At 71.4% G+C, this 21,092-nt stretch carries 17 protein-coding genes; 7 read left to right on the top strand and 10 right to left on the bottom strand.

Features of this window, described 5'->3' with window-relative positions:
• The first annotated feature begins 1,085 nt into the window (after nt 1-1,085).
• The 3 genes from AB0J88_RS06225 (at nt 1,086) to AB0J88_RS06215 (ending at nt 7,097) form a co-directional block, all read left to right on the top strand.
• On the top strand, nt 1,086-3,638 hold the full coding sequence (locus AB0J88_RS06225) for an FtsX-like permease family protein (RefSeq protein ID WP_364356540.1): 2,553 nt from the start codon (nt 1,086-1,088) through the stop codon (nt 3,636-3,638).
• A 163-nt stretch (nt 3,639-3,801) separates the two neighbouring features.
• Entirely contained in the window at nt 3,802-4,557 is a 756-nt protein-coding gene (locus AB0J88_RS06220; protein WP_364356543.1) for an ABC transporter ATP-binding protein, read from the top strand.
• On the top strand, nt 4,557-7,097 hold the full coding sequence (locus AB0J88_RS06215; protein WP_364356546.1) for an FtsX-like permease family protein: 2,541 nt from the start codon (nt 4,557-4,559) through the stop codon (nt 7,095-7,097). The genes AB0J88_RS06220 and AB0J88_RS06215 overlap by 1 nt, the downstream gene beginning before the upstream one ends.
• A 100-nt stretch (nt 7,098-7,197) precedes the next feature.
• Here the strand turns inward: AB0J88_RS06215 and AB0J88_RS06210 are convergent, their stop codons facing one another.
• The gene (locus AB0J88_RS06210; protein ID WP_364356720.1) at nt 7,198-7,851 is read right to left on the bottom strand and encodes an HAD family phosphatase; all 654 of its coding nucleotides are present in this window, start codon (nt 7,849-7,851) and stop codon (nt 7,198-7,200) included.
• A 198-nt stretch (nt 7,852-8,049) separates the two neighbouring features.
• Here AB0J88_RS06210 and AB0J88_RS06205 point away from each other — a divergent pair, with 198 nt between their 5' ends.
• Entirely contained in the window at nt 8,050-8,760 is a 711-nt protein-coding gene (locus tag AB0J88_RS06205) for a neutral zinc metallopeptidase (RefSeq protein ID WP_364356549.1), read from the top strand.
• Here the strand turns inward: AB0J88_RS06205 and AB0J88_RS06200 are convergent.
• The 5 genes from AB0J88_RS06200 to AB0J88_RS06180 all read right to left on the bottom strand — a co-directional run bounded on the left by AB0J88_RS06200 (nt 8,757) and on the right by AB0J88_RS06180 (nt 11,977).
• Entirely contained in the window at nt 8,757-9,164 is a 408-nt protein-coding gene (locus AB0J88_RS06200) for a VOC family protein (RefSeq protein ID WP_364356552.1), read from the bottom strand. The two genes, AB0J88_RS06205 and AB0J88_RS06200, sit on opposite strands and share 4 nt — an antisense overlap.
• Before the next feature lie 7 nt (nt 9,165-9,171).
• On the bottom strand, nt 9,172-9,942 hold the full coding sequence (locus AB0J88_RS06195) for a hypothetical protein (RefSeq protein WP_364356555.1): 771 nt from the start codon (nt 9,940-9,942) through the stop codon (nt 9,172-9,174).
• 127 nt (nt 9,943-10,069) lie between these two features.
• On the bottom strand, nt 10,070-10,687 hold the full coding sequence (locus AB0J88_RS06190; protein WP_364356558.1) for a Type 1 glutamine amidotransferase-like domain-containing protein: 618 nt from the start codon (nt 10,685-10,687) through the stop codon (nt 10,070-10,072).
• A gap of 4 nt (nt 10,688-10,691) precedes the next feature.
• On the bottom strand, nt 10,692-11,336 hold the full coding sequence (locus AB0J88_RS06185; protein ID WP_364356561.1) for a GNAT family protein: 645 nt from the start codon (nt 11,334-11,336) through the stop codon (nt 10,692-10,694).
• A 182-nt stretch (nt 11,337-11,518) separates the two neighbouring features.
• Nucleotides 11,519-11,977, bottom strand: coding sequence for a nuclear transport factor 2 family protein (locus AB0J88_RS06180; protein ID WP_364356564.1), 459 nt, complete (start codon nt 11,975-11,977; stop codon nt 11,519-11,521).
• A 90-nt stretch (nt 11,978-12,067) separates the two neighbouring features.
• On the opposite strand from AB0J88_RS06180, the gene sigJ reads away from it, so the two are divergent.
• Entirely contained in the window at nt 12,068-12,946 is an 879-nt protein-coding gene (gene sigJ, locus AB0J88_RS06175) for an RNA polymerase sigma factor SigJ (protein ID WP_364356567.1), read from the top strand.
• Here the strand turns inward: sigJ and AB0J88_RS06170 are convergent.
• The gene (locus tag AB0J88_RS06170) at nt 12,891-13,835 is read right to left on the bottom strand and encodes a LysR family transcriptional regulator (RefSeq protein ID WP_364356570.1); all 945 of its coding nucleotides are present in this window, start codon (nt 13,833-13,835) and stop codon (nt 12,891-12,893) included. The genes sigJ and AB0J88_RS06170 overlap by 56 nt on opposite strands.
• A 70-nt stretch (nt 13,836-13,905) precedes the next feature.
• On the opposite strand from AB0J88_RS06170, the gene AB0J88_RS06165 reads away from it, so the two are divergent.
• Entirely contained in the window at nt 13,906-15,090 is a 1,185-nt protein-coding gene (locus AB0J88_RS06165; protein ID WP_364356573.1) for an MFS transporter, read from the top strand.
• Here the strand turns inward: AB0J88_RS06165 and AB0J88_RS06160 are convergent.
• Nucleotides 15,085-15,597 carry a helix-turn-helix domain-containing protein gene (locus AB0J88_RS06160; protein ID WP_364356576.1) on the bottom strand — a complete coding sequence of 171 codons (513 nt, stop codon included), beginning with the start codon at nt 15,595-15,597 and terminating at the stop codon, nt 15,085-15,087. The two genes, AB0J88_RS06165 and AB0J88_RS06160, sit on opposite strands and share 6 nt — an antisense overlap.
• A gap of 85 nt (nt 15,598-15,682) precedes the next feature.
• On the opposite strand from AB0J88_RS06160, the gene AB0J88_RS06155 reads away from it, so the two are divergent.
• On the top strand, nt 15,683-16,633 hold the full coding sequence (locus tag AB0J88_RS06155; RefSeq protein WP_364356579.1) for a sulfotransferase: 951 nt from the start codon (nt 15,683-15,685) through the stop codon (nt 16,631-16,633).
• A gap of 3 nt (nt 16,634-16,636) precedes the next feature.
• On the opposite strand, the gene AB0J88_RS06150 is transcribed toward AB0J88_RS06155, so the two are convergent.
• Together AB0J88_RS06150 and metH are read right to left on the bottom strand one after the other, a co-directional pair.
• Complete coding sequence (locus AB0J88_RS06150) at nt 16,637-17,359, bottom strand: permease-like cell division protein FtsX (protein ID WP_364356582.1); 723 nt, start codon at nt 17,357-17,359, stop codon at nt 16,637-16,639.
• Nucleotides 17,360-17,451: 92 nt separating this feature from the next.
• Complete coding sequence (gene metH, locus AB0J88_RS06145) at nt 17,452-20,964, bottom strand: methionine synthase (protein ID WP_364356585.1); 3,513 nt, start codon at nt 20,962-20,964, stop codon at nt 17,452-17,454.
• Between the last annotated feature and the right edge of the window lie 128 nt (nt 20,965-21,092).

Raw genomic sequence — 21,092 nt, 5'->3', positions numbered from 1 at the left:
AGGCGGCACGGAGGCGGGCGGCGGCTCCCGCGACCCGTCGGCGCGACTGGGCGGTTCGGGCGCGGGGCACGCGGTTCGGGTGTACGCGGCCGACAACGGCCCGACGGCGACGCTGACGTCCACGGCTCCGTCGACCTTGACCGCCGCGCCGGCGCAGGCGACTCCGCAGACGGTGGCGCCGATACCCCAGGGCGCGCCCGGCGAACCGGCGCCGCGGACCCGACGCGCCCTGGACGCGCCGGCGACGCCCCGGCGCCGGCGGCCGGCCGGGTCGGAGGAAGCCCCACCGGACGCGCCCCGGCGGGCCACCCGCGCGGTGGGCAGGGCAAAACCGGAACCCGGCAGCGCCGCGCCGGCGCCTGGCGTGAGCCCCGCCGCGCCGGGCCAGGCCGAAGGCCGTTCGTCAGACGCGGCATCGGCTGGCGAGACCGGCCGGACCGGCCACGCCCCGCCGGACCAGGCACGCGGCCGAACAAGGCAGACAGAGCGACGCCAAACGAGCCAACCGCCGTCGACACGGACCGGCCGGGCCGCGCAAGGCAAGGCAAGCGCGGCGCCGCCCGACCAGGCTGGGCACGGCAACGCAGGCACGGCACCGCCCAGCCAGTCCGCGCAAGGCAAGGCAGGCGCGGCGCCGCCCGACCGGGCCGGGCACGGCAACGCAGGCACGGCACCGCCCGGCCACACCGGCCAGGCGGCGCTCGGTCAAAGCCCGGCGCAGCCGAGCCAGACCGCCCAGGCGGGCCCGACGGCGACGGGGACGGGCTCGCACGGCGCGGCCGGTGCCGACGCGGAGGTGGCGGGTGTGCGGGCCGGCACCGAGGTCGGCGAGCGACGTGCGACCACCCGCCGCAAGGCCGCGCAGCGGCCCGTCGCCACCCACCCGCCCAAGGGCCGTCCGAGCAAGCGCCCCGATCGGCAGGAACCGCAGGACCAGAGCGCCGCGGAGGCCGCGCCCGAGGACGAGAAGGCCACGCCGCGCAAGGCCGCGGCCAAGCGGGCCGCGCCGCGCAAGAAGACCACCGCGAAGCCCGAGACCAGCGAGTCCATCGTGGACGACGACAACTGAAGGAGACGTGCGGGGCATGTTCCGGTCCATGTTGCGCGGGCTGCTCACGCACAAGTTGCGGCTCGCCCTGTCCGCCCTCGCGGTCATTCTCGGCACCATGTTCATGAGCGGTGCCTTCGTCGCCGGTGACACGTTCGCGCAGGGGTTCACCGCGCTCTTCTCCACCGTCAACCGGGACATCGACGTCGAGGTCACCGCTCAGGACACCACCCCCGGCGGACAGAACGCGCAGCTCGGCACCCCTACCGCGCTGCTCGACCAGCGGGACGTCGACACCGTCCAGCAGGTCGACGGCGTCGAGCGGGTGACCCCGGGCGTCTACTCCGCCGGCGCGAGGCTGATCGGCAGCGACGGCAAGGTGGTCGGCGGCAACGGGCCTCCCCAGCAGGGGATCGCCTGGCAGAACGACGACCCGCTGATCCAGCTTCGGCAGGGGCGGGCGCCGCAGGCCGCCAACGAGATCGCCATCAACCAGGGGCTGTCGACGGACAGCGGGTTCGGGCTCGGGCAGACCGCCAACGTGATCACGCTCGAGCCGCCTACCCCGTACACCATCGTCGGTATCTTCGGTTTTCCCGGCGACCGGCCCTCGTTGGCCGGCGAGACCACGGTCGCGTTCACGCTCGCCCAGGCGCAGCGGGTGCTGCTCAACGCGCCCGGCAAGTTCACCAGCATCGACGTCACCGCCGCCGGTGGGGTCAGCGACGAGACGCTGCGCGACCGGATCGCGGCCGCGCTGCCCGATGACGTCGTCCGGACCGGGGCGCAGGTCGCCGAGGAACAGCAGAGCGCCACGTCGAGCTTCGTCAACATCCTGAAGACCGGCCTGGTGGTGTTCGCGCTGATCGGCATGTTCACCGGCGCGTTCCTGATCTTCAACACGTTCTCGATGCTGGTGGCGCAGCGGACCCGGGAGCTGGCGCTCTACCGGTCCTTCGGGGCCAGCCGCGGCCAGGTCAACCGGTCCGTGCTCCTCGAGTCGGTGCTGCTCGGGCTCGCTGCCAGCATCGTCGGGCTCGCGCTGGGCATCCTGGTCGGCTACATCCTCAACAAGGCGCTCCAGGCGTTCATCGACGCCAGCCTGCCCGTCAGCGGCGTCGTCGTCCGGGCGTACGCCGTGCTCACGACCCTCGCCGTCGGCACCGCCTTCACGGTCGTGGCGGCGTTGATCCCGGCGCTGCGGGCCAGCCGGGTGCCGCCGATCGCCGCCATGCGCGACGCGGTCACCCCGGACAAGCCACTCATCCGGCTCACCGTCGGCGGCTCGGTGATCCTGGCCGCCGGCGGGCTGCTGCTCGGGCTCGGCGTCGCGCACGTCGGTGACCTGCCGACCTGGCTGACCCTCGGGATCGGGGCCGGGCTGACCTTCCTCGGCGTCGCGCTGCTCGCGCCGATCATCAGCCGGCCGCTGACCACGGCGGCCGGCAAGGCCTTCGCCTGGTCGGTGCCGGGGCGGCTCGGCGCCCGCAACACCGGCCGGAACCCGCGCCGGACCGCCGTCACCGCCGCCGCACTGATGATCGGCGTGGCGCTGGCCACCGGCGCGGGCGTCTTCGCGCAGTCCGCCAAAGCCGGCATCAGCAACGCGTTCGAGCGGGACGTCAACGCCCAGCTCGCCGTGACCACCAGCTTCAGCCAGGGGCCGGGCGCCAACGCCGGCTTCCCGCCCGAGCTCGAGCAGACGATGGCGGCACTGCCGGGCGTGTCGGCGGCCGTCGCGCTGCGGACCGACACCGTCAACCTCAACGGCAGCGACCGCTTCGTGCTGGCCGGTGACGCGCAGGCCGCCTCGACGATCTTCAACCTCAAGCAGGTGGCCGGCAACGTCCGCGAGCTCAACCCCGGCGAGATACTGCTGGACCAGGACACCGCCGACGCCCTGCGCCTCGGCGTCGGCAACCAGGTGACGATGCGGACCGCCCGCGGCGCTCCGCTCACCCTCGACGTCGTGGGCATCTTCAAGCCCAACCAGGCGATCTCCAGCTCGCTGATCAGCAGCGCCGACGCGGGCGGGTTCCGGTCGCCGTTCGCGCAGCAGGGCTTCGTGCAGGTGGCGAACGACAGCCAGGTCCCACAGGTACGCGCGGAGCTCGACCGCCTGTTCGCCAACAACCCCGAGGTGACCGTCAACGACCAGTCGCAGCTGATCGACCAGGCCAACAACTTCGTCGACATCCTGCTGGGCATCGTCAACACGCTGCTGGCCCTCACGATCATCGTGGCGGTCCTGGGCGTGGTCAACACGCTGCTGCTGTCGGTCTTCGAGCGCACCCGGGAGCTCGGCCTCATCCGCGCGGTCGGCATGAGCCGCGCCCAGGTCGGCCGGATGATCACCGTCGAGTCGGTGCTGATCTCGGTCTTCGGCGCGCTCCTCGGCATCGTGATCGGCGTCGGCCTCGGCGTGGCGATCGTCAAGGCGCTCGGCGACGAGTTCCTGTCCCTGACCGTGCCCTGGGGCTACCTGCTGATCACGCTGGCCCTCGCGATCCTCGCCGGAGCGATCGCGGCGGTCCTCCCGGCCATCCGCGCGGCCAGGCTCAACGTCCTCCAGGCCATCGCTTACGAATAAGGGCAAACCCTGAGATGGGGTACGGGTTACCCGTATCAGAAAATCCGCAGGTCCTCCGTCGTGCGGCTGACGAAACCGTTTGACCTGGTCCCCCAGCATGGAAGCTGCCGGCCGGACCGTCCTGGTCCGGCCGGACCATGACCTGTTTACGAGGGGGAACCAGGTGACGGCCAGCGATCCGGTGGCGGCCCGTGCGGACGACGTGTGGAAGGTGTACGGCAGCGGCGAAGCGGAGGTGATCGCGCTCCGGGGGGTCAGCGTGACCTTCCAGCGGGGTGTCCTCACCGCGATCATGGGGCCGTCCGGCTCCGGCAAGTCGACCCTCATGCACTGCCTCGCCGGGCTCGACTCGGTGACCCGCGGTGAGGTGCACATCGGTGAGACGCGGGTCACGGGGCTCGGCGACGCCGGTCTGACCAAGCTGCGGCGCGACAAGGTCGGCTTCATCTTCCAGCAGTTCAACCTGCTGCCGACACTGTCGGCCAAGGAGAACATCCTGCTCCCCCTGTCGATCGCGGGTCGCAAGCCCGACGGCGACTGGTTCGACACGGTGATCAGGACCGTGGCGCTGCAGGACCGGCTCGACCACCGGCCCGCCCAGCTCTCCGGCGGCCAGCAGCAGCGGGTGGCGTGCGCGCGGGCGCTGGTCGCCCGGCCCGAGGTGATCTTCGCCGACGAGCCGACCGGCAACCTCGACTCCAAGTCCGGTGCCGACGTGCTGGGCTTCCTGCGGGACTCGGTGAAGACGTACGGGCAGACCATCGTCATGGTGACCCACGACCCGGTGGCCGCCTCGTACGCGGACCGGGTCATCTTCCTCGCGGACGGCTCCGTGGTCGACGAGCTGCACGACCCGACGCCCGACATGGTCCTCGACCGCATGAAGAAGCTCGACGCGCCCGCCGAGGTGACGCGCTGATGCTGCGCGCCACGCTCAAGAGCCTGCTGGCCCGCAAGGTCCGCCTGGTCCTGTCGGGCCTCGCGGTCGTGCTCGGCGTCATGTTCGTCGCGGGCTCGTTCGTGCTCACCGACACCCTGTCGCGCTCGTTCGACTCGATCTTCTCGGACGTCTACTCGCAGACCGACGTGACCGTGGCCGGCAAGGCCAAGGTCCAGGTCGACGAGCTCGACGGCGAGCCGGTGCCGACCAACATCCCGCAGTCCGCGATCTCCACGGTGTCCGCGCTGCCCGGCGTGGCCCAGGCGCGCGGGGTGGTCGCCACGGCCGGCGCCACGATGATCGGCAGCAACGGCAAGGCGGTCGGCTCGTTCGGGCCGCCGCAGCTCGGCGAGAACTGGATGGGCGAGAACGAGCTCACGCAGCTCCGTGAGGGCCGCGGACCCACCGCCGACGACGAGATCGCGATCAACGTCGCCCTCGCCACGGCCGGCAAGGTCAAGGTCGGCGACCGGGTCGGGGTGCTGACCCTCGACGCCAAGCAGCGGATGTTCACGATCGTCGGCACCTTCGGCTACAGCGGCGACCGCGACAGCATCGGCGGTGTCAACGAGGTCGCGTTCACCGAGCCCGTCGCACAGCGGCTGATGCTCGGCGAGCCGGGCGTGTTCAGCAGCATCGACGTGAAGGCCGCCGACGGCACGAGCCCCGAGGCGCTCAAGCAGCAGGTCGCGACGGCCCTCGGCACCGACTACACGGTGCGCACCGGCAAGGAGGCCGCGGCCGAGGACGCCGAGGGCCTCAAGAGCGCCCTGAAGTTCTTCAACAACATCCTGCTCGGGTTCGCCGGCGTCGCGTTGTTCGTCGGCATCTTCCTGATCATCAACACGTTCTCGATCGTGGTGGCCCAGCGGACCCGCGAGCTGGCCCTGCTGCGGGCCATCGGCGCCGGCCGCCGCCAGGTGATCGGCTCGGTGCTGACCGAAGCGGTGATCGTCGGCACGATCGCGTCGGTGATCGGCCTGGGCGCCGGCATCGGGGTCGGCGCGCTGCTCGCGTACCTCGCCGGCCAGTTCTCCGGCGGGCTCACCCTCGCCGGGCTCGGCGTGCCGCCGATCGCGATCATCGCGTCCTTCGTGGTCGGCCTGTTGGTTACCGTCGTCGCGGCGGTGATGCCGGCCCTGCGGGCCTCGCGGATCCCGCCGATCGCCGCCATGGCGGACGTGGCGACCCCGGACCGTCCGCTCACGCGGATCACCTGGATCGGCGGCGTCGTCACCGCGGTCGCGCTGGCGCTGCTCGGCGTCGGACTGTACGCGGACGGCGGGCTCGTGCTGGTCGCCGGCGGCGTGCTGCTCACGTTCATCGGCGTCGCCCTGCTGACCCCGGTGTTGAGCCGGCCGGTCGTCGTTCTGCTCGGCCGGGTCTTCGCCTGGTCCGTGCCGGGCAAGCTGGGCCGGCTCAACTCCGGCCGCAACCCGCGCCGCACCGCGATCACCGCGGCCGCGCTGATGGTCGGCATCGCGCTGGTCACCGGCGTCGGCGTGATCGTCTCGTCGGCCAAGACCAGCATCGCCGGGGCCGTCGACTCGATCGACGCCCAGCTGATCATCCAGGGCACCCAGAGCGGCCCGCGTGCGCCGACCTTCGCCCCGGAGGTGGTCGACCAGGCCAAGGCCGTACCCGGCGTCCGCGATGTGGTGGGTGTCGCCAGCGACCTGGCCACGGTCAACGGGGAGCAGCGGTTCGTCACCTCGGTGACAGACGCGGCGCCGATCCCCGCCATCTACGGCAGCACGGCCGTCGCGGGAAACATCTCCGCGCAGGGTCCGGACCAGGTGATCGTCAACGCGGACGCGGCCAAGGAGCAGAAGTGGTCGGTCGGCTCGGTGCTGACCGTGCAGCTGACCCGCGGCGCCGAGCACCGCTACACGGTCAGCGGCATCGCGCCGACGGACAAGTCGATCGGCGAGATCATGCTGCCGGCGGCGGCGATGGCGGAGTTCACGCAACCCGGCCTGTCACTCGGCTTCGTGCGGCTCGACGAGGGGACGCCGGTCGCGTCGGTGCAGCCCCGGATCGAGGCGCTGGTCGCCGACAACCCGCTGGTCTCCGTGATCGACCAGGACACCTTCACCCAGCAGCAGGCCGGCATGCTCGACCAGGTGCTCGTCATGATCCAGATCCTGCTGGCCCTGGCGATCCTGATCGCGGTGCTGGGCATCATCAACACCCTGGCCCTGTCGGTGCTGGAACGGACCCGCGAGTTGGGACTGCTCCGCGCGATCGGCCTGGGCCGGGCGGCGACCATGCGGATGATCACGGTCGAGGCGGTCGTGATCTCGGTGTTCGGCGCGCTGCTGGGCGTCGTGGTCGGCACCGGCCTCGGCACGGCGGTCGTCCGCGCGCTGCGCGACCAGGGCTTCACCGACCTGACGCTGCCGTGGTCGACGATCGTGCTCTACCTGGGCGTGGCGGCCCTGGTGGGCGTCGTCGCGGCGATCCTGCCGTCGATCCGGGCGGCGCGGCTCAACGTGCTGGGCGCCATCGCCCACGAGTAGTCGAGGAGCGCGGTGCCCGCCGCCGTCAGGGGGGCACCGCGCGCCGCTGTCAGGAGGCGGGCACCGCCCGCCGCCGTCAGGGGATGGGCATCGCCCGCTGTCAGGGGGTAGGCACCGCGCGGTCGGCCAGGTCGGCCAGCAGTGGCAGGTCGACGGCCGTGAGGCTGTTGACGATGTGCAGGCCGCGGCGCGGGGCGACCGCCGCGTCGTGTGGAACGGCGATCACCGCCGCTCCCGCCGCGAGGGCGCTCGTGACGCCCACCGGAGAGTCTTCGATCGCGACGCAGCGCTCGATCGGCACGTCGAGCAGGCGCGCGGCCATCAGGTACGGCTCGGGGTCCGGCTTGCCCACGGACACCTCGTCGCCGCAGACCACGGCATCGAACCAGTGCCCGCCGATCACCCCAAGCGCGATGTCGACCAGATGCCGGCCGGTGTTGGTCACCAGGGCGGCCGGAATCCCCGCGTCGTGGACGGCGTCGAGCAGCTCACGGGCGCCGGGCCGCCAGCGCAGCTCGGTCTGGTAGAGCTCGGCCATCCGGTCGACCAGCCACCGCGCGGAGGTCTCGGCGTCGCGCCACGGCTGGTCGATGTCGTTGTGCAGGATCTCCATCGAGGTGGCCATGCTGCCGCCGACCATGGCGATCCGGGCCTCGTCCGAGAGCTCCCCGCCGTACGACCAGGCCAGCTCGCGGAGTCCGATGTCCCAGACCCGCTCGCTGTCGAGCAGCGTGCCGTCCATGTCGAACAGCACCGACGCGGGCCGCCGCTCGCTCTCCACCAGATCCGTCATCAGGACGAGTATCGCCCGGATGGGTTCGCGCCCCGGCATCTACGCACGCGGCGGTGGCACGCATCACCCCGCCCTTGTCCGCTTCGCCGACAATGGTGGCCGTGTGACGGGAGTGCCCCGCGGGTACACCGTCCCTAGCAGACGAGAGGGGACGCCGTGATGACCAGACCGGTTCTGACCCGGGTGCTCAGCATGCTGGTCGTCGCCGTGGTCGCGGCCGCCTGCGGGTTGGGCACGGGCGGTGACCCGACGGCCGACCCGCCCGCGGCGACCGGCAGCCCCGGCGAGGACGGCACGATGACGGCCGCGGAGTTCAAGAGCGACATCGAGGGCGCGGCCAGCTCCGCCGAGGGCTACTGGAACGCGCGCTTCCAGGACTCCGGGGAGCGGTTCCGTCCCGTACGCCAGATCGTCTCCTACACCCGCGACGGCGAGGTCGACTGCGGCGGCGAGCCCGTCCCCAGGAACAACGCCGTCTACTGCCCGGCCGGCGACTTCATCGCGTACGACGTGAACTTCGCGGTCGCCGCGTTCCAGCAGGTCGGCGACGCGTTCCTCTACTACCTGCTCGGCCACGAGTACGCGCACGCGATCCAGGCCCGGCTCGGCATCGAGCACCGGCTGACCATCGACCACGAGCTGCAGGCCGACTGCATGGCCGGCGCGTACCTGGGTGACTCGGTCCGCAACAAGGACCTGACGATCGACAAGGGTGACCTCGACGAGTTCCAGGACGGGCTGCTCGCCGTCGGCGACGACCCGAGCGTGCCGTGGTTCGCACCGGGCGCGCACGGCACGGCCGAGCAGCGCACGGAGTCGTTCTTCCTGGGCTACGAGAAGTCGCTGTCGGCCTGCGACCTCGCGGGCTAAGGCGCGACCAGCTCGGCCTCGAAGCCGTCGGCGTCCTCCAAATAGGCGGCGTAGGTGTCCGGGCCGCCGGCGTGCGGGTGGCGGTCCGGGAACAGCAGCGACCAGCCGTGCTTCGGCGCCTCGTCGACCAGGGCGTCGACCTCTGCCGTCGTGGCGACGTGGAAGGCCAGGTGGTTGAGGCCCGGCCGCAGCCGGTCGTGGTGGGCGGCGGACATGGCTTTCGACTGCTCGACGACCACGTAGGTGGCGCCGAGGCGCCAGCTACGGCCGGCGGGCCAGCTCTGGAACTCCGTGTAGCCGAGCGCGCCCAACAGCCAGCCCCAGCTGGTGGTCGCGCGGTCCAGGTCCGGCACCCACAGCTCGACGTGGTGCAGGGTGCCGGTGGTCGTCGCCTCCTCGCTCACGCTGACATCATGCCGGCGGGTCCGTCGGCGGGTTCGGCGGCTGTGGCACGTGCACCGACGGGTCCGGGCAGACCAGGTACGGCAGACCGCTCGGATGCAGCACATACGGGCCGACCGGCACCGGCACCGGCGCCGGCGGCCAGGCCGGCCGCGGCACGAACCAGCGCGAGGCGGGCGGCACGGCGAGGAGCACCACGACCGCCAGGAGAAGGCACACCTCGACCACCGTGACCGCCGCCTGTCCCGCGAAGAAGGCGTCCTCGGCGGCGGTCGTGTGCGAGTACAGCGCGTCGTAGAACTTCGAGTCCTCCCACACCAGATCGTCCGGCGGGAGGTCCTCGTACTCAGGCCCGTACTCCGGCTCGCCGGCGGCAAGGAAGAGCGGGATGATCGCGGCGCCTGCGACGAACGGCGAGGCGCACAGCAGGAGATGCGCGCCGCCCGCGACGAAGACGAAGATCCGCGCGACGTTGCTGCCCCGGAACATCGGCACGGCGGTCACGGCCAACCAGATCGCGACGACGAGAACGACCACGCCGGGTACGACCGTCGTGACCACGTTGCCGGTCCGCTCCCCGCTGACCTCGTCCGGATCGGCGTCCGGCACCAGCTCGACGGCTCGCGAGATGAGGTCGTCGAAGTACACGGCGTGGCCGATCAACAGCCCGAGGAGCACGAGCAGCATCACCACGGCCGAGATCTGGAGCCACAACGCGATCGTCACCGTCACCGGGCGGGGCGGACGCGGCACGGGCGGATCGGCGGTGATCAAGGTCATGACTCGGCAAGGTACGGACTCCCGCCGGACCGCGACTCCCCCGTTTGGACGGACGACGCATCGGCCCTGGCGCTAGGACGGCGACGTGACCGCCGAGATCACGTGGATCATGACGAACTCGCCGCCCCTACGGGACCGGCAGCACGACCGTCCTGTCGCCGTCGACCAGCAGCACGTCGCCGTCGTGCAATGCCCAGTGTGGCTGGCCCGCCGCCGCGTAGGTGGCCGAGACCGCGTCACACGCCGCTGTCTCGGGGTGGCCCGGTGAGCGCACGTGCGGCACGAACGGCCGGTCGAGCAGACCGAGGCCGGTCATGATCGGGTCAGGGACCACGCCAGGGTCGTCGACGGCCGCCAGGCCTGTCAGGTCGTCGGCCAGGACACAGGCGCCGGCGCTGTAGCCGCCGTAGACCAGGGCGTCGTCGCGCAGCAGGTCGAGGAGGACGCCGTCGGCGCCGCTGTCCGCCAGCACCCTGCGCAGCATGAAGACGTTGCCGCCCCGGGCCCACACGATGTCGTACGCGGAGAGGCTCTTGACCGTCCCCGGCTCCGTGAGATCGGCCAGCGTCACGTCCAGCTCGATCGCGGAGAGGTCGTCGAGGTCACGGCGCAGGAGATTCCCGCGGATGTCGGCGGGCCACGCGTCGTACGCGTTGGGGATCAGGGCCGTCCGCCGACCGCTCGCCATGGCGAGCAGCGCGTCGGTGTGCGCGCCGGTCCGGAACGACGAAAGGTACAGGCGCATGCCGTCAGCCTATTCCCAGGACGGGCAGGCACTCCTCGACGCCGGCGAGGTCGATGTCGTCGCGGCGGGTCTGCTCCCATGCCTCGCGGGTGAGCCGCCACTGTTGGATCCGGGCCGGCTCGCCGCGGCGGGTGTCCCAGTCGGTGCCGTTGGGCTCGTAGCCCAGCTTGCGCGAGATGTGGTTGGACGCCGCGTTGTCGACGAACGCGTCGCTGCCGGCCTCGCGCGCGCCGAGACCGGCGAAGGCCAGGTGCACCACGGCGGCCCGCATCTCGGTGCCCAGTCCCTGCCCACGGCTGGCGGGACCGAGCCACGAGAAGCTGGACACGGTGCCGAACTTCGTGAAGTTCCTGCCGACGAGGTCCTGCATGCCGACGGGCTCACCGTCGACGAGCACGGCGAAGTAAAGCCGCCACGAGTCCGGGCTCATCCGGCCGCGCCCGGCCCAGATGCCGCGCAGCCACCTCCATTCGCGCTCGGGGCTGTCGGCGTAGAACGAGATCGGGTCGTCGAACGGCCACGGCTCGGCGTCGGCGATCCCGGCCCGCACGAGCGGCACGAGCCGCTCGAGCAACTCGTCGGACGCGCCCGCCAACGTCAGACGCGGCGTGCGAACTTCGACGTTCAGCGGCGGATAGGTGTGGCCCACGCCCGGACGGTAACCACCGCACGCGGCCACCGCACCCGGTTTCCCGGCCGGGGCCCGGTAGATTGCGATGGGTGGGAGCAATCAAACCGTGGCATCTCGCCCTCACCGCGTTCTGTTGCCTGGGGGTGACCGGGATCGTTGCCGTGGTCGCCGCGTTGTTCCTGCGCCGGCGGTCCTGAGCGTCACCCGGCCGCCGCCAGGTAGAAGGCGCCCGTCGTGCCTCCCAGCGGAGTGGCGTCGTGGTAACGGATCTCGTACGTGCGCTCCGCGAACCGCCAGCCGTCCGGCGTACGCGCATAGCGGTCGTGATAGATGGCGTAGTTCACGTGTGACGTGCCGTCGCGGAACCGGCCCAGCTCGTGCATGTGTGCCCGGCCCGTGGCGGTGTCGCCGTCCACCACGAGAGCACCGGCATGGGTGTGCTGCAGCAGGAACTCCCAGACCTGCTGGAGCCGCTCGATCCCGGCGCGGAGCTCGGACCGCCCGGCCAGTTCGATGCCGGCGTCCGGGATCCGCATCACACCGTCCACAGTAAACAGTGAGGCGAAGCGGTCGTAGTCGCGCAGCAGCGCCGCGTCCGTGTACTCGGCCCGCAGCGCGTCGATCTCGACCCGGTCGGCGATAGCGTGGAAATCAGTCATACAAAGCACGACGACGTGGCACCGGCGGATGTCAGGCCTGACGTTTCGCCGCGCTGGTTCGTCGGAAGAGGCAGAGGAAGGGAGACCACCATGGCAGACCTCGGCGAGATCATGAGCGAGCGGCGGCAACTGATCAACGTCGCGTACCGACTGCTCGGCTCCCTGGCCGATGCCGAGGACGTGGTGCAGGAGACCTATGCCCGCTGGTACGCCCAGTCCCGCGCGCAACAGGAGGCCGTCGAGTCGCCCGGTGCGTGGCTGACCACGGTGGCCAGCCGGATCTGCCTCGACCAGCTCCGCTCGGCGCGGGTCCGGCGCGAGCGCTACGTCGGCGAGTGGATCCCCGAGCCACTGCCCGAGGACGGCCGCGGCGGCGCGGACCCGGCCGACCGGATCACCCTCGACGAGTCCGTCAGCATGGCCTTTCTCGTCGTACTCGACTCGATGACGCCGGCCGAGCGGGTCGCGTTCGTGCTCCACGACGTCTTCCGCTATCCGTTCGGCGAGGTGGCGGAGATCGTCGGTCGTACCCCCGCCGCCTGCCGGCAGTTGGCCTCCTCTGCCCGCAAGCGGGTCGCCGGGTCGCGCGCCCCGGTGGCAGCCCCGGACACCCGCCGCGCGGGGCTGGTGCGCGACTTCAAACAGGCCTGGCAGGCCCAGGACATCGCGGCGCTCGTCGGCCTGCTCGACCCCGACGCGACCGCGACCGGCGACGGTGGCGGGCTCGTCAACGCCTCGCCACAGCCGATCGTGGGCGGCGCGGAGGTGGCAAGCTACCTGGTCGGCCTGGTCGCGCGGGCCACGACCGAGTTCACGCTCGTCGAGAGCACGGTCAACGGCCAGCCCGGCCTGGTCGGCGTGCACGACGGCAAGACCGTGATGGTCATGGCGTTCGACGTCGCCGCCGACCGGATCACCCGGATCTGGGCCGTGCTGAACCCCGAGAAGCTGCGGCCGTGGACGGCGTGACGGCGGACCCGACGATCCGCAGGAAGTGACGGGCGACGGGGCCGAGGGGTCGACCGGCGACGGTCGCGATCGCGACGCGGTAGCTCGGCGGCTCGCCCCGGATCGCCACGAAGTGCAGGTCGTCGGTCTCGTCGGCGATCGAGCGCGGCATGAACGCGAGCCCGAGGCCGAGCCGCACCAGGTCGAGGATGGTCGCCAGGTCGTTCATCTGCACGGTGGTCCGCCGGGTCAGGCCGGCGGCACCGTACGCCTGGTCGACCGCGCTGCGGACACCCCAGCCGGGCGGGAAGTCGACGAAGGTCTCGTCGGCCAGCTCCGCGAGGTCGACCTCTGACCGGCCGGCGAGCCAGTGGCCGGCCGGGCAGGCCAGCACCACCTCGTCGGTGCCGAGGACCCGCTGGTCGATGCCCGGCAGCGGGCCCTGGGTGAGGACGACGGCCAGGTCGAGCGCGCCCTCGCGGAGGCGGTCCAGGTGGTCGAGCGTCCCGCGCTCCCCCGGGGCGGTCAGCCAGATCTCGACACCGGGCAGCTCGGCGCGGAAGGCGGCCAGCGCCTCGCGTACGCCACCCGGGGTCAGGCCGTAGAGGATGCCCAGCCGCAGCCGGCCGCGGAGTCCCTGACCGACCTGGGTGACCGTCTCCCGCGCGGCCTCGACGGCCGCCAGGATGCGCAGGGCCTCAGGCAGGAGCGCGCGGCCGGCCTCGGTGAGCTCGACGTGCTGGGTGGTGCGGTCCAGCAGGGTCGTGCCGAGGTCGCGTTCCAGTGCCCGGATCGCGGTCGAGACCCCCGACTGCGCGGTGTGCAGCTTCTCGGCGGCGCGGGTGAAGCTGCGTTCGTCGGCGACGGTGGCGAAGACCTCGAGCTTGCGGAAATCCACGTACGCGATCATCTCAAGATCCGATAAAGATATCCAAACTTGATGTTGGTTTCGAATAGATCTTCCAGTCAGACTCGCTCTCATGCCCAGCACCACGCATCGCGCCGGCTTCGCGCTGGTCGCTGCCGCCTACGCCGCGACCATGGCCGCCGGATCCGTGCCGACGCCGCTCTACGTGCTCTACCAGAGCCGGGACCACTTCGGCACGACAATGATCAGCATCGTTTTCGCCGTGTACGTCGTCGGCGTCATCGGCGGCCTGCTCCTCGCGGGTGCCCACGCCGAGCGGCTCCGGCGGCGCACCCTGCTCGGCGCCGCGCTCGCCGTGCAGCTCGCCGCCTGCGCCGTCTTCCTGGCCTCGCCGGCGCTACCGGCGATCCTCGCCGGCCGCGTGCTCTCCGGGCTGTCCGTCGGCCTGCTTTCGGGTCCCGCGACCGCCTTCCTGATCGAGCTGCGCCGAAAGGCGGCGCCGGACGGGGACCAGCGGCACGCCGAGGTCGTCGCGACGGCGGCCAACCTCGGCGGTCTCGCGGCCGGTCCGCTGCTGTCCGGGGTCCTCGCGGAATGGGCGCCGGCGCCGCTGCACCTGCCGTACGTGGCCATCGGTCTCGTGCTCGCGCTGGCCGCCGTGCTGCTGGCCGTCGTCCCGGAGACCGGCACGCCTTCCGGGCGGGCCGCGGCCCGCCCGCTGGCGGTGGCCGCACACCGGCGTGAGCTGTTCCTCGCCTCCTGCCTCGGCGGGTTCGTCGCGTTCGCGATGTTCGGGCTGTTCGCCGCGCTCAGCCCGTCGTTCGTGGCCGGCACGCTGGGACACCGCTCGCACGCCCTGGCCGGGGTGGTCGCCTTCGTCGGTCTCGGCGCGGCCGCCGTCGCGCAGATCGGGTTGCGCCGGCTCCCTCCCCGCCAGGCGATGACCACGGTCCTGGCCGGCATGCCCGTCGGTCTCGCGCTCGTCGTCGGCGGGGTGTGGGCGGGCTCGCTCGCGCTGTTCGTCGTCGGCGGCGCGATCACCGGTGCCGGCGCCGGGCTGCTGTTCCGGGCCTGCCTGACGACCGTGGTGCGGCTCAGCCCGCTCTCCCGGCGGGCCGGGACGCTCGCGACGCTGTTCGTGACCAGCTATGCCGGGCTGACGGTCCCGGTGATCGGGCTCGGTGCCGCGAGTCAGGTGGTGGGCACACGTGTCGCGATGGCCGGGTTCGCCGTGCTCGCGGTCGCCGTCCTGGCGACGGTCGCGACCGTACGGCTGCGTCCCGAACCTGCGCTATGAGCGCAGGCCCGCGAACACGATGTCGAGGGTCTTGCGCTGAAGCTCGGGAGACCAGCCACCGCGCACGGCGCCCTGCGTCGTGCTGGTCAACAGGGCCATGACCTCCGCGACGCCCACGTCTCCGCGGACGGTGCCCGCGGCCTGAGCGCTGGTGAGCAGGTTGGCGACCGCGTCGGTGAAGCCCCGCAGCGTGTCGTCCACGGAGATCGGGAGCAGGTCGATCACCGTGCGCTTCGCCGCCGCCCGCGCGACCAGGTCGGTGAGGAAGCGGAAGAGCCCGTCGCCGCCGCCCAGTGCCGCGGCCTGGTCGTTCAGGCGGCCGAGCAGGTCCTTGAGGACGGCCCGGAGCAGCTCGTCCTTGGTCGGGAAGTGCCGGAAGACGGTGCCGATCGCGACCCCGGCCCGGGCGGCGACCTCCTCGGTCGAGGCGGAAGCCCCGCGCTCGGCGAACACCGCGTCGGCAGCGGCGAGGATGCGCGCCCGGTTGCGCGCGGCGTCGGCCCGCACTGCTTCCCCCTCGAAAGCTGAGTTCGCGCTCACCCTAGCGAAATCGCGTTGCGCGCGGCGCGACGCGGACACTTAGCTGAGCGGCATGTCTGCTCCCTCACCGGTCTTCGTCGCGGGTACAGGTCGTTCGGGAACATCGCAGATCGCCGACGTCATCGGCCAGCATCCGCTGATCCACCGGATGCCGATCGAGACCAGGTTCATCGTCGACCCGGGCGGCCTGCGCGACCTGGCCGACGCCCTGACGGTGAGATACGACCCGATCGTCGGCGACGACGCCCTGCGCAGGTTGAGCGACATGCTGACCAGACGCCTGGTCGGCCGGTACGACAGGGACCGCGGCCACACCGTCCCGATGGTCATCGGCGAGCGGCATTACTGGGAGGCACTGGGGCGGCTGTGGTCGGACCTCGTCGCGCACACGTTCGACGAGACCCTGCCCGCCGTCGAGGTCGAGCACGCCGGGCCGTTCGCGCCTCGAAGCTTCCGACGGGCGCTCCCGAAGCACTTCACGGACCGTCGCGAGCTGATCGGCGTCCTGCGACGCACGATCGACACGATGTTCGGGGGCGCGGCCGCCGACGCGGGCAAGCCGACGTGGTGCGAGAAGACCCCGTTCAACCTCCTGGCGATGGACTTCCTCTGGGAGCTGGTCCCCGAGGCGACGATCGTGCACATCAAACGCCACCCGGTGGCGGTGGTCGCCTCCCACGTCGAGCAGGACTGGGCACCGTCCACGGTCGACGGTGCGCTCGACTGGGTCAAGCCGGTCTACGACCGATGGCTCGGCTGGAAGGCCGGGACCGACCTCACGAACAGGCGATACGTCGAGGTGAAGGCGGAGGACCTCGCGGCCGACTGGCCCGGGCAACGCCGCGCCCTGTTCGAACGGCTCGGCGTCGACGACTTCGCGACCGGGTTGACGTTCGAGCCGCGGAAGCTGGAACACCGCAAGGACCAGTTCGACCCCGAGACCCGCGCGTACGTCGAACGCACCCTCGGCGACATCATCCCGGCCATGGGGTACGACGCGTAGCGCTCAGTCCTTCACCAGCTCGGCGGGCACGAAGGAGAACGGCGTGACGCCGTCGAGCTTCATCAGCTCCGTCAGCTGCGGCACCTTCTCACCAAGCTCGAGCCGGAACCGGAACGACGCGGGAATGTCAGCCACCTCGACCTGTTCGAAGGCGGCGGCCAGCTCGGCGTGGTCGCGACAGCGCTCCCGCAGCCGCTCCCGCGTCCGCTCCGGCGTCTCGTAGACGATGGCGTCGACACCCGGCAGGCCGCGGATGAACGTCTCGACCCCGTCCCGCTGCGCGGACGTGGGGTTCGGCTCCATCCGCACGATGAAGCCCACCCGTTCCTGCGCTGTCAGGTCGCCGTCGGCCACGCTGAGCGACGCGTCCTGGACACCGTCGAACGTGGCGATCGCCAGTTCCACGGCCTCCGCGTGCCACAGGTCGGTGACGGTGACCTGCAACGAGGCGGGCAGGTCGCCGGGCCTGACGGCCTTCGCCGTCGCGGGGGCGTCGGACCAGTCGCGCTGGAACTGGTCGTACGCCTGCTCCTTCGTGGTCACGACCACGTCGGTGACGCCCGGCATCGTCCGAATGCGCTGCTCGACCGGGCCGGTCTGGTTGGCGACGTCGTCGTCGAGAAAGACGATGACCCGCGCCGCCAACGGCGCGGCTTCGTCGCCGCAGGCCGACAACCCGGTCGCGAACAAACCGAGAACAAGAAGGACACGAAACCCCCGGCGCATGGCTCCCGAGGATAACGAAGATGATCTCCTTCGACCGTCCCGGGCGACGACCGAGCAGGATGTGTTCGTCGGTGCCGCCAAACGGCCTCGGGTCACTTGGCGTTGAAGTAGTTGGCTTCCGGGTGGTGGACGATGATGGCGTCCGTGGCCTGTTCCGGGACCAGTTGGAACTCCTCCGACAGGTGCACGCCGATCCGGCCCGCGTCCAGCAGGTCCACGACCTTCGCGCGGTCTTCCAGGTCTGGGCACGCCGGGTAGCCGAAGGCGTAGCGGCAGCCCCGGTATTCGGTCCGCAGCAGGCCGGCCAGCGACGGCGGGTCCGACGACGCCACCGTCTCCCCGGACGGCAGGACGAGCTCCGACCGGATCCGCTGGTGCCAGTACTCGGCCAGCGCCTCCGTCAGCTGGACCGACAGGCCGTGGACCTCCAGGTAGTCCCGGTACTCGTTGCGGGCGAACAGTTTCGCCGTGTACTCGCTGATGGGCTGGCCCACCGTCACCAGTTGCAGGGCGACCACATCAGAAGAGGTCGACGAGAAGAAGTCGGCCAGGCACAGGCGGCGCTCCTGGCGTTGGCGGGGGAACGAGAAGCGGGTCAGCTCCGCCCCGCCGTCGGCCGCGAACACCACCAGGTCGTTGCCCGACGAGCGGGCCGGGAAGTAGCCGTAGACCACCGACGCCTCGAGGACGTGGTCGGCGGCCAGGCGGTCCAGCCAGTAGCGCAGGCGCGGCCGGCCCTCCGTCTCGACCAGCTCCTCGTAGGACGGGCCGCCGCCCCGACCCGCGCGCAGACCCCATTGGCCAAGGAACAGGGCGCGCTCGTCCAGCAGGGCCGCGTACGACGCCAGCGGCACGCCTTTGACCACCCGCGTGCCCAGGAACGGGGCCGACGGGATGTCCACCGACGCGGCCACGTCCGAGCGCACCGAGTCGTCCTCCAGTGGCGGCAGGTCGGACGAGACCTGGGCGCGCTGTCGCTCCCGTCGGGCCCGCCGGGCAGCCAGCGCGGCCTCCCGAGCCGGGTCGACGACCGGCGCACCGCCACGCCGTGCCGTCATCACGCGGTCCATCAAGGACAGACCCTCGAAGGCGTCGCGGGCGTAGTGGACCTCGCCACCGGAATAGAGGGAACGCAGATCGTCCTCCACATAGGACCGCGTCAGGGCCGCGCCGCCCAGCAGGACCGGCCACCGCGCGGCGACGCCCCGCGACAGCATCTCCTGGAGGTTCTCCTTCATCACCACCGTGCTCTTGACCAGCAGCCCGGACATGCCGATCGCGTCGGCGTCGTGCGACTCGGCCGCATCGAGGATGGACGCGATCGGTTGCTTGATGCCGATGTTGAAGACCTCGTACCCGTTGTTGGACAGGATGATGTCGACCAGGTTCTTGCCGATGTCGTGCACGTCGCCCTTGACCGTGGCGAGCACGATCCTGCCCTTGCCCTGGTCGTCGTCGGACTTCTCGATGTGCGGCTCCAGGTGGGCCACCGCGGCCTTCATCACCTCGGCCGACTGCAGCACGAACGGAAGCTGCATCTGCCCCGAGCCGAACAGCTCGCCGACGACCTTCATGCCGTCCAGCAGCGTGTCGTTGATGATGTCCAGGGCGGGCCGGGTCTCCAGAGCCTCGGTCAGGTCGGATTCCAGTCCGTTCCGCTCACCGTCGATGATCCGGCGCTTGAGTCGCTCGTCCAACGGCAGCGCGGCGAGCTCGGCCGACCGGGAGGCTCGCGCCGACGCCACGTCCACGCCCTCGAAGAGCGCGATGAACTCGTGCACGGGGTCGTAGCCGGACGCGCGACGGTCGTACACGAGGTCGAGAGCGACCTCTCGCTGCCGGTCGGGGATCCGCGACATCGGCAGGATCTTGCTCGCGTGCACGATCGCACTGGTCAGACCCGCGGACACGCATTCGTGCAGGAACACCGAGTTGAGCACCTGCCGCGCCGCCGGGTTGAGGCCGAACGAGATGTTCGAGATGCCGAGCGTGAAGTTCACGCCCGGGTACGCGGATGCGATGGAGCGAATGGCCTCGATCGTCTCGATGCCGTCGCGCCGCGTCTCCTCCTGGCCCGTGGCGATCGGGAACGTCAGCGCGTCGATCAGGATGTCCGACCGCGACAGCCCCCACCGCCCGGTCAGGTCGTCGATCAGCCGGTGCGCGACCCGCACCTTCCACTCCGTCGTCCGCGCCTGCCCCTCCTCGTCGATCAGCAGCGCGACGACCGCGGCGCCGTGCTCCTTGACGACCGGCATCACCCGGGCGTACCGCGAGGTCGGCCCGTCGCCGTCCTCGAAGTTGACCGAGTTGACCACGCAACGCCCGCCGAGCATCTCCAGCCCGGCCTCCACCACCGCCGGCTCGGTCGAGTCCAGCATGATCGGCAGGGTGGACGCGGTCGCGAAGCGGCCGGCCAGCTCCTTCATGTCGACCGTGCCGTCCCGGCCGACGTAGTCGACGCACAGGTCCAGCAGGTGCGAGCCGTCGCGAGCCTGCGAGCGCGCCATCTCCACGCACGCCTGCCAGTCGCTGTCCAGCATGGCCTCGCGGAACGCCTTCGAGCCGTTGGCGTTGGTCCGCTCGCCGATCATGAGCACGCTGGCGTCCTGCGCGAACGGCACGTGGTGATAGATCGAGGACACTCCGGGCTCGACGACGGCGTCCCGCGCCACCCGCGGCGGGTCGACGCCCAACGCGGAAACAACCGCGGCGATGTGATCTGGGGTGGTGCCGCAACACCCGCCGACCAGCGCGGCCCCGTAGGAGGAGACGAAATCACCCAAGGCGTCGGCCAGTTCGGAAGGCGTCAACGGGTAGTACGCACCGTCCGAGGTCAGTTGCGGCAACCCCGCGTTCGGCATCACCGACAGGGGTACGCGCGCGTGCTGCGCCAGGTACCGCAGATGCTCCGTCATCTCCGCCGGCCCGGTGGCGCAGTTGAGGCCGATCAGGTCGACGCCGAGGGGCTCGATCGCGGTCAACGCCGCCCCGATCTCACTGCCGAGCAGCATCGTCCCGGTGGTCTCGACCGTCACGTGCGCGACGATCGGCACCGTGCGCCCCGCGTCGGTCATCGCCCGGCGCGCGCCGTTGACCGCCGACTTGAGCTGGAGCAGGTCCTGGCAGGTCTCGATGATCAATGCATCGGACCCACCGAGCAGGAGCCCCAGGGCGTTCTCCTGGTACGCGTCGCGCAGGTCCCGGTACGCCGCATGCCCGAGTGTCGGCAGCTTGGTGCCCGGCCCCATGGACCCGAGGACGAACCGCGGCCGGTCAGCGGTGGCGAACCGGTCGGCGGACGCGCGCGCGATCCGGGCACCGGCCTCGGCCAGCTCACGGATGCGCGACTCGATCCCGTACTCCCCCAGGTTTCCGAGGTTGGCTCCGAAGGTGTTGGTCTCCACGCAGTCGGCACCGGCGGTGAAGTAGGCGTCGTGCACCCCGCCGACGACCTCTGGCCGCGTCACGTTGAGCACCTCGTTGCAGCCCTCGTGGCCCTCGAAGTCGTCGAGTGTCAGATCGGCCGCCTGGAGCATGGTGCCCATCGCGCCGTCGGCGATCAGTACCCGGCCGGCCAGCGCGTCAAGGAACGAGTTCGACACCCTCTCAGGCTACGGCGTCCGTCCGTTTCGCGTAGGAAGCGATGATCCAAACCGGTACGCCGATGTGACCGGGGTCGCTCCCGGTCACCCACCGGCGCCGCGCCGCCGAGCCCTCACCGGCGGGGCCA

This window comes from Asanoa sp. NPDC049475 (assembly GCF_040676915.1).
Taxonomy (GTDB): Bacteria; Actinomycetota; Actinomycetes; order Mycobacteriales; family Micromonosporaceae; genus Asanoa.
The sequence above is the reverse complement of the archived record's forward strand: the minus strand, read 5'-3'. Positions and strand labels throughout refer to the sequence as shown.